The organism is Limnohabitans sp. (assembly GCF_044361985.1).
Classification (GTDB): Bacteria; Pseudomonadota; Gammaproteobacteria; order Burkholderiales; family Burkholderiaceae_C; genus Limnohabitans_A.
The window spans coordinates 1-8,161 of sequence record NZ_JBIKHV010000091.1; the positions used below are offsets into that span (position 1 = coordinate 1).

Annotated in this window: 6 protein-coding genes; 1 reads left to right on the forward strand and 5 read right to left on the reverse strand. The window is 55.9% G+C overall.

All coding sequences use genetic code 11. The features are described 5' to 3' along the window. The 3 genes from ACIQ3A_RS12305 to ACIQ3A_RS12315 all read right to left on the reverse strand — a co-directional run. Positions 1-1,411: sulfatase (locus ACIQ3A_RS12305; protein ID WP_396432026.1), on the reverse strand; the 1,411-nt coding region annotated here is incomplete at its 3' end. A gap of 36 nt (positions 1,412-1,447) precedes the next feature. Then, positions 1,448-2,983, reverse strand: coding sequence for a 5-carboxymethyl-2-hydroxymuconate semialdehyde dehydrogenase (gene hpaE, locus ACIQ3A_RS12310; RefSeq protein ID WP_396432027.1), 1,536 nt, complete (start codon positions 2,981-2,983; stop codon positions 1,448-1,450). Further along, entirely contained in the window at positions 2,980-4,038 is a 1,059-nt protein-coding gene (locus ACIQ3A_RS12315; protein ID WP_396432028.1) for a tripartite tricarboxylate transporter substrate binding protein, read from the reverse strand. Before ACIQ3A_RS12315 ends, hpaE begins: the two co-directional genes overlap by 4 nt. Positions 4,039-4,276: 238 nt before the next feature. Here ACIQ3A_RS12315 and ACIQ3A_RS12320 point away from each other — a divergent pair, with 238 nt between their 5' ends. Beyond that, a complete protein-coding gene (locus ACIQ3A_RS12320) occupies positions 4,277-5,212 on the forward strand; it encodes a LysR family transcriptional regulator (RefSeq protein WP_396432029.1) in 936 nt (311 codons plus the stop codon). A 379-nt stretch (positions 5,213-5,591) separates the two neighbouring features. On the opposite strand, the gene ACIQ3A_RS12325 is transcribed toward ACIQ3A_RS12320, so the two are convergent. After that, positions 5,592-6,545 carry a cyanophycinase gene (locus ACIQ3A_RS12325; protein ID WP_396432030.1) on the reverse strand — a complete coding sequence of 318 codons (954 nt, stop codon included), beginning with the start codon at positions 6,543-6,545 and terminating at the stop codon, positions 5,592-5,594. A gap of 185 nt (positions 6,546-6,730) precedes the next feature. Then, positions 6,731-8,161: TolC family outer membrane protein (locus tag ACIQ3A_RS12330; protein WP_396432031.1), on the reverse strand; the 1,431-nt coding region annotated here is incomplete at its 5' end.

Sequence of the window (8,161 nt, forward strand, 5' to 3'; positions counted from 1 at the left end):
CGGGGTCTTGCTTCAGGTCGTACAGCTCTCCGCTTCCCGAATCAAATTCAAAGGTGTAGCTGTAAGCATCGGTTCTGACAGCACGCAATTCAAGCGCCACGCCCAGCCGGGCGGGGTGCACATGCCACTCACTCCAAGCACATTCACGTGTTTCCGTGCCCGCCATGACCGGATGCAACGAACGGCTTTGAACGCTCTGGTTGTGAAGGCCTGCACTCTCTAAAAAAGTGGCGGCCAGATCGATGGTCGATACCGGTGTGTCGATGCACTGGCCAGCCGGAACGCCTGGGCCTGCCACGATCAGGGGAACCCGAAGAACCCCTTCATAAAACATCGGGCCTTTGAGGTACAGCCCGTGATCTCCGAGCATGTCGCCGTGGTCACTGGCGAAAACGATCAAGGTGTTTTCGGCCAAACCTGCTTGTTCCAAGCCCTGCAAAATTCGTCCCACATGGTGGTCGACCAGCGAGATCATGCCGTAGTAATTGGCCGTCATTTCCCTGAGTTGCTGATCCGTCTGCGGTGGAACTTTGAAACCTTCAGAGCGGAATTTGGCCAATTCAGGATCGGCAATTTTGGGCGAACCTTCCAGTGCTTCACGGTGCCACCATGGCCTTTTTTCCAAGTCCAGGCTTCTGTGTTCGGGCAGCACCATGTCATCGGGCTTGTACATGGCGTTCCACGGTGCTGGACAATCAAATGGATGATGCGGATCAGGAAATGAGGCCCAGGCAAAGAAAGGCTTTTCGGCATCTTTTTGCTTGTCCAAAATAGCCAATGTGCGATCAGCCACCCAGGCGCTGCTGTGCCATTCAGCCGGCAAGCAGGAGTTCCAAGTCTGTGCGGCACCACTGCCTGGCGTGGTGGCGTTTTGCCACAACTCCAGCGCATTGGGGTGGCTTAGCAATGCATGCTCAAAACGGTGGATGGTGGGCGCATCCGCAGGCAACCGCGTACGGTGAAATTTACCCAGAGCCGCCAATTCCACATGGTCAAAGCCCATGTACGGACCCACCCAGTCATCGGGGTAGCTGGAGGCACTTTTTCTACACTCAGGTGTACCTGTCGCTTGAAAAGTGATTTTGGAAGAGAAGTGAGCCTTGCCCACAAATGCCGTGGCATAACCGCTATGGGCCAATTGCGCCGCCATGCCTTGCGCGCCCATACTCGGGTTCAGGTCCACGCCGTTGTCCCAAACGCCGTTCGTCAAAGGCAGCATGCCTGTCAAGATGGCTGCGCGAGCAGGTTGGCAAACGATGCTCGGCGTGATGCAATTTGAAAAACGTGTGCCTGAACGCGCCAAAGCATCCAGGTGCGGCGTGCGCAGCACAGGGTTTTCATATCCAATGCAATCGGCCCTTTGTTGATCTGTGGTGATGAACAGAATATTGGGTCTTTGTTTTTGCGACATTCGTTGCCCTAGCGTATTTTCGATTTATTTCGAGGCTCAAAGCTTGCCAATTTTCGGAATCGCGTGACCGTCCAGCGCAATGCAGACATTGCGTGTTTCCATGTAAAAGTCAAAACTCCAGTCACCGCCATCACGGCCGATGCCGCTGTCTTTCATGCCGCCAAACGGCGTCGACAAATTGCGTGCGATCTCGGTGTTGACCCAGACCATGCCGGACTGAAAGGACCTTGCCAAACGGTGTGCACGCCCTACATTGCCCGTCCACAGATAGGTGGACAAGCCGTATCGGCTGTCGTTGGCCAGCGCAAGCGCATGGGCTTCATCGTCAAAAGGCAAAACGGCAAGGACAGGTCCAAAAACCTCTTGTTGCACGATGTCCATGGCCGGCGTCACGCCAGAAACGATGGCGGGTGCAAACCAATTTCCAGCCGCTGGTAAATGAGCGCTCACGGCACTCACGCCGCCGCAATGCATCGTGGCGCCTGCTTGCACGGCATTGAAGCAGTGCTCTTTCACTTTGGTCAGCTGATTGCGGTGAATCAGCGGCCCCACCTCTATCGCAGGATCGAACGGATTTCCGACGCGAATTTTTTGAGCACGCTGAATCAGACGCTCCACAAATTGATCGTGAATCGAGCGTTGAACCAGCAGGCGGGAGCCTGCATTGCAGCGCTGACCGTTGAGGCTGAAAATCATGAAGGCCACGGCATCCACGGCCCGGTCGAGGTCCGCATCGTCAAAGACCACCACGGGACTTTTACCGCCCAATTCAAAGTGCACGCGTTTCAGGCTGGGCGCACCTTGCGCCATGATGCGCGAACCCGTTTGTGTTCCGCCGACAAAGGCAATGGCTTTGATACGTGGGTCCTGAGTCAGCGCGCTGCCGGCTTCATGGCCCAAGCCTTGAACGGTGTTGAGCACACCGGCAGGCAAGCCCGCCTCGAAAGCGATTTTGGCCAGCAACGTGGCCGTTAGCGGACTCCATTCGGCAGGTTTGTGCACCACGGTGCAGCCAGCGGCCAAGGCGGGCGCAATTTTCCAGGTGGCCAACATGAAAGGCATATTCCACGGCGTGATAGCACCGACGGGACCAATCGGTTCACGCATCGTGTAGTTCAGATGGGTCGGTGTGGGGTAGCTGTGGCCATCTGAAGCCCGGGTGCACAGGTCAGCAAAATAGCGGAAATTTTCAGCGCCACGGGTTGCCGTTTTACCGGTAAATCTTAAAGGTTGGCCTGTGTCGGCGGTTTCCATCAGCGCAATGGACTCTGCATTGGCCTCAATGCGGTCGGCAATGGCATGGAGCACATCGCGCCTTTTTTCGGCGGGCCATTGCCGCCAGCTCTCAAAGGCTTTTTCTGAAGACAGGCTGGCCGTGGCCACATCCGCTTCGTTGCCCTGCGCCGTTTGATTGAGTTCGGTGTCATCAACTGGTGACCGGTTGGAAATCGTTGCACCATCCTGGCGCAAGTAGTTTTTACCATCGATAAAGTGAGACAAAACGGGCGTACTGAGCGCATCAATCAGGCTCTGTGCTTGCGAGCGATTTTGCTGTGCGATATCTGCGTTCATTGCAATTCCATCTTTCTGTTTTTAATGACTTTTTCCCAGCGCCGTGAATCGGACTCGACTCGTTCGCGCAGAGCCTGCGCCGATCCCGGCATGGCTTCAATGCCCATTTTGGAAAGGCTGCGGCGTAACTCGTCTTCTTTCATCGTTTCATCAATGGCGCGTGTCAAGGTCTGCAGTACATCGGGGGGCAAGCCTTTGGGTGCAAAAATCCCAATCCAGCCGCCGACCTCAAAGTCTGGAAGTCCACTCTCACTGACGGTGGGTAAATCTGGCGCTAGCGCGGTTCGTTTTCTTGTCGTCACGGCAAGAGCGCGCAAAGTTCCGGCTTGAATGTGCGTTTGCACGGCGGCCAAAGCAGGAAACATGACCTGTAGTCGCATACCCAGCAAATCCGTGATCGCGGGAGCGGCGCCTTTGTAAGAGGCGTGCATCATGGTGGTCCCCGTCATGCTTTGGAATAACTCTCCGGCCAGGTGAACGCTGGTTCCGTAACCGGGGGATCCGTAGTTGAGTTGGCCCTCATGCGCCTTGGCATAGGTAATCAGCTCTTGCATGTTTTTGACGGGTAGTTTTGCTGGCACCACCACCACGCCAGGGACGTCGGCCACCAACATCACTGGTGTGAAATCCCGCTCAAAAACATAGGGCACTTTGTTTTGAATGGCATTGCCAATGGCGTTGCTGGCACTGCCCACCAACAGGGTGTATCCATCAGCGGGTGAGTTGGCTACATAAGCTGTACCAATCGTCGCGCCAGCGCCCCCCTTGTTTTCAATCAGGACAGCTTGGCCCAAGCGTTTTTGCAAGCTAGGTGCCATTAAGCGCACCGCACTGTCTGCCGCTCCACCAGGTACAAATGGGACCACAATGCGAATGGCTTTTTCTGGAAATGCAGCATGAGAAAAGCCCGCAGACAACATTGCAATGATCACCATTGCTGTAGGAAACCGACATCGCAGAGAGGATGTAGCGCCCTGCGCCGCCTTAGGCACAACCAACTCAATCAAAGGCTGTTTGTGTTGAGCCCATGCAGCGATAAACCCAATCAAGGCCATCACACCAAAAACATGCTTTTCCAATGGCCAAATACTGACCGTTAGTCGTAAGACATGGCATGTTGGATACACCTGAAGAGCCTAGGAATGTTGCGATGTGTTCATCTTAGAAACGGACAACTCATAAAACAAGTTGAAATATCTTATATATATATCTAAAATTTGAACATATCAGTTCGCATACGCCATTACCTTGCCCCGACCTCGTTTGCCTGCAGGCTATGAAAGTCTCGCCACCATGATCAATCCCAACCTCAAGCACTTGCGAATTTTTGTAGAGATCGCCCGCCGCGGAAGTTTTCGCAATGCCGCCAATGCGCTTCACCTGAGCGAGCCGGCAACCAGTCAGGCGGTATCGCAGTTGGAATCATTGATTGGCGTCAAATTGTTGGACAGAACAACCCGAACCGTCAGAATCAGTGAGGCGGGATCAGCCTTCTTGGCAGATGCGGAGAGGCTGTTGGAGGGGCTCGATTATTCGATTGCAGCACTTAGGGAATTTGCTTCTTCAGGACGCGGCCGGGTTTCCATTGCTTGTCTTTCTTCTGCGGTGTATCGATTGCTACCGCCCGTGCTGACCGAGATGAAAATTCGTTACCCAGGTATCGATGTGATTTTTCTTGACGACAACATGCGTGGCATTTTGCAAAAAATCGACAAGGCCGAATGCGATGTCGCCATCGTCAGCGAAGACCCCACCATTAAATTAGGCCTGTCGATTCCCCTGATGGATGATGCATTTCAAGTGGTTTGCCGCTTGGACCATCCCTTAGCCAAGCGGAAAAAGGCTGTGGGCCAAGAGCTCTCTGAATTCGAGATGGTTTTACTACGGCGAGGTTCTGGCATCCGCGACACACTGGATCGGGCATTTGAAGCCAAGTCCATTCAACTCAATGTGGTGCATGAAACCACGCAGGTCCTGACGCTTTTAGGCTTGGTCGAAGCGGGTCTAGGCATCACGGTTCTGCCTTCTCTACTGTGTCCGGATCCCTCTCATGGTGCGGTCGCAGTGATACCACTTCAAAAACCCAGCGTACAAAGAAAACTGGGATTGATCTTCGCCTCTGGAAGAGAACCATCCCCTGCAGCGCGCTTGCTGGCGGATGTTGTTCAACGGACCGTCGCATCAACGTCACTGAGAGTGCCTCCGGGAGTATCCAAACTGGCTACCTGAGAAAATTAATATAATTTTCATTCTTTTAATTTGAAATTCTTACACCCAGTAAGTCGCCTCAGACCTGCAACGAAACCCAAAATTTTGATTAGTGGATGCCAGACCCAAGGTCAATCATGTTGGCTTTGGTCCTCCGAAGCTTCGATCAGCGGCAAACCTTTCAGTGTCAACGCACTCGGATCAAGCCCATCCAAAAGGCTGATATGCCGCAATGATCCACCTCAAAAGCATAAATCTGGTGAGCCGATGCCTGATAACCAGCGCCACCGAATCTAAGGTCAAAGTCACCTAGCGTGCCCAAAACTGAATCACCTCCAAGGCGTTATTGCGTACCCGGGGTAACCGGGGCACCAGCCGATCGTTTCCCAATTCGCTTGGCTCATCCCCGCATCGGCCCCTCGGCCACCAGGCGCTGGATGGCGCGACGCAATGCCGCTGAACTTGATGTCAGGCCAACAGAGTTAACGCTGTAGCGATGGCCTGCAGGCAGCACGTGCAATTGCACCCCAAGCATTTCAATCTGCTCCAGGGGGTCCAATTCGTTCACATTCGATCGCATGTCCGATGGGTCAATCAAGGTCACGGTGCCTTTTCCGATCACCTCAAGGGCTTCGCCCTTCTCGATGACCAACGCCGTGTCTTCATCGATGCCAACTCCCAGCAAATCAGGTCGAACCGCCAATGTCGATAACAAGCGCGCCAAACGTCTTCGTTCTGAAAAATGCTGATCCACGACCGCCTGCGACAGCAAACCCAGACCGATATCGGTCTCCACAGCTTCCTTGCTGGGCCTGAGCAGCGCCGGTCCTTGGGCAATCATGTGCCGGGACATGACCGCTGCGCCTGCACTGGTGCCACCAATACAGCAACGGTTCAGATAAAACGACTGGTGCAGCGATTGGTATGAAGGGGTATCCCACAAGGTGTCCATCAGTTTGGACTGGTCACCGCCGCTCATGAAAATGCCATCGGCTTGCAAGATTTCGGACTGCAGTGGCTGCGCGTGGGCACTGTCGCGGTCATCGAGTGCAAGCCGCTGCACATCTTCAACGCCCAGCGATTTGAAGACCTGTTGGTAACTTTTCCAGACAGCTTGCGGGTCACCGCTGGCGGCGGTGATGACACGGATTCTGGCCTGACTGCCCCCACAGTAATCGACGAACTTGCGCAAAATTATGCGATCCTGTAATCGGTCTTCTGCACCGCCAACGATCACCAGGCGGGATATCTTGAGGCTTTGAGCCAAGGCAGGTAAACCCATTGCGGAAACAGCCAAGCCGGTACCAGCCCCCACAGTTGCTGCCATGCCTTCTAAAAAATGCCTTCGTTTCATGGCTTGACTCTACTCCACGAGCCAAACTGGGGCGGTGTGTTGGCCCTTACAAGGGGTGGGTTCGAAAACGTGTTGCGAAAGGTGCCGTTCAGCTTTTTGAGGTGCCGCCTGGATGCACTGACCGTTCTGCCGCGAAAGCCATGGCCATGGCTTTCTGGATTGGCATAAAAAAAGTGGCGTTGGGGTCAATTTTTTAGTGTGGCATTGACCACTTCGAGTTGCTGCAGACCCAACTGACCAGCCATGGCGTCCAGACGCAATTGCGCCATCAAGGTGTCGATCTGCGCTTGCAGCCACGACCATTCGGCGGCACTGGCATCGTTTTGAGCGCTCAGCAAATCGAGCGTGGTGCGGTCCCCCACTTGACGGCCCAGCTGGGTCGATGCCAAGCGGGCCTGGCTGGCGGTTCGGGCCGCCTCCAGCGCGGCCAAGCGGGCCTGACCACTGTGCACGGCCAACCAAGCAGCGCGTGTCATCTGGCTGACCTGCTGACGACTGCGCGCCAATTCGGCGAGGGCTTTGTCATGCAGGTGCATGGCCTCTTGCAACTTGGCGCTGCGCATGCCGCCGGAATAAAGCGGCACATTCAGCATCACGCCCAACATCTGCTGGCTTTGCGTATTGCTGGCTACACCAAAATCACCAGAGCCGTTGAGCCGATCGCGCGAGGCTTGCGCCACCAAGTCCAGCGTGGGCGAGGCGGATGCACGGTGTTTGTCAATTTCATACTGCGCGGCTGTGGCCTGGGCTTGCTGCAGCTTGAGCATGGGGTTGTTTTGCTCGGCCCGTTGCAGCCAGATGGCGACAGGCTCTGCAGCAACGGCCACACCCGGGCGACCGGGCGCTTGCAGCTGCAACATCTGAACCGGCAAACCAGTCACATCGGCCAACACTTGACGGGCCATGTCCAGATCGTTGCCCGCCGCAATGGCCTGCGCCCCCAGAGCCTGCGCGCGGGCCTGGGCCTCGTGGGTGTCCGTTACCGGAACGTCCCCCAAAGCAAATCGGTCTTTCGCCTCGGTCAGGGCTTTGTCGACCGCTTGCTGCTGTTGCAGCACCAGCGCCAGTCGGCGTTCGGCCTGCACCACGTCAAAGTAGCGCTGCGTGGTCAGCAGCATCCAGTCTTGCTGCGCCAGTTGCCATTCGTGCTCGCTGGCCTGCGCTGCCGTGCTGAGCTGGGCGCTTTGGGCGCGGCGCTCAGGGTTGTACAGCGCCTGTTTGGCATTCAGGGCCCAGCGGGTCGCGTTGCCACCGTGTATCGAGGTGCCGAAATTGGCTTTGTCCACCAGGCCAGATTCAAGTGCTGAAAATTGCGCCCCATTCATCTGGCTTTGCGCATTGGACCAGCCGCCAGTGGCGCTCAGGCCCAGACTCGGTCGCCACAATGCAGCCGCCTGTTCATGCCGAGTGGCCCCTGCCGCTCGGCTGGCCTGGTTGACGGCCCCTTGCGGGTCATGCTGGCGAGCAGCCGCCCAGACCTGCAACAAGTCCGTGGCACTGGCGGCCGTCGCGCAGATGGCCAGTACAGTGCCAGCAATCAGCGTGCGTGAAATCATCATGTTCATCCAAGGCTGCTGTGGCGGGATCAAGCGCCGGGCTGCACGCCCATTTTGCGC

What these genes read in the sequence shown, in the direction of transcription:
- hpaE (WP_396432027.1), bottom strand. Translation starts at nt 2,983, where the DNA reads ATGAACGCAGATATCGCACAGCAAAATCGCTCGCAAGCACAGAGCCTG.
- ACIQ3A_RS12315 (WP_396432028.1), bottom strand. Translation starts at nt 4,038, where the DNA reads ATGGCCTTGATTGGGTTTATCGCTGCATGGGCTCAACACAAACAGCCT.
- ACIQ3A_RS12320 (WP_396432029.1), top strand. Translation starts at nt 4,277, where the DNA reads ATGATCAATCCCAACCTCAAGCACTTGCGAATTTTTGTAGAGATCGCC.
- ACIQ3A_RS12325 (WP_396432030.1), bottom strand. Translation starts at nt 6,545, where the DNA reads ATGAAACGAAGGCATTTTTTAGAAGGCATGGCAGCAACTGTGGGGGCT.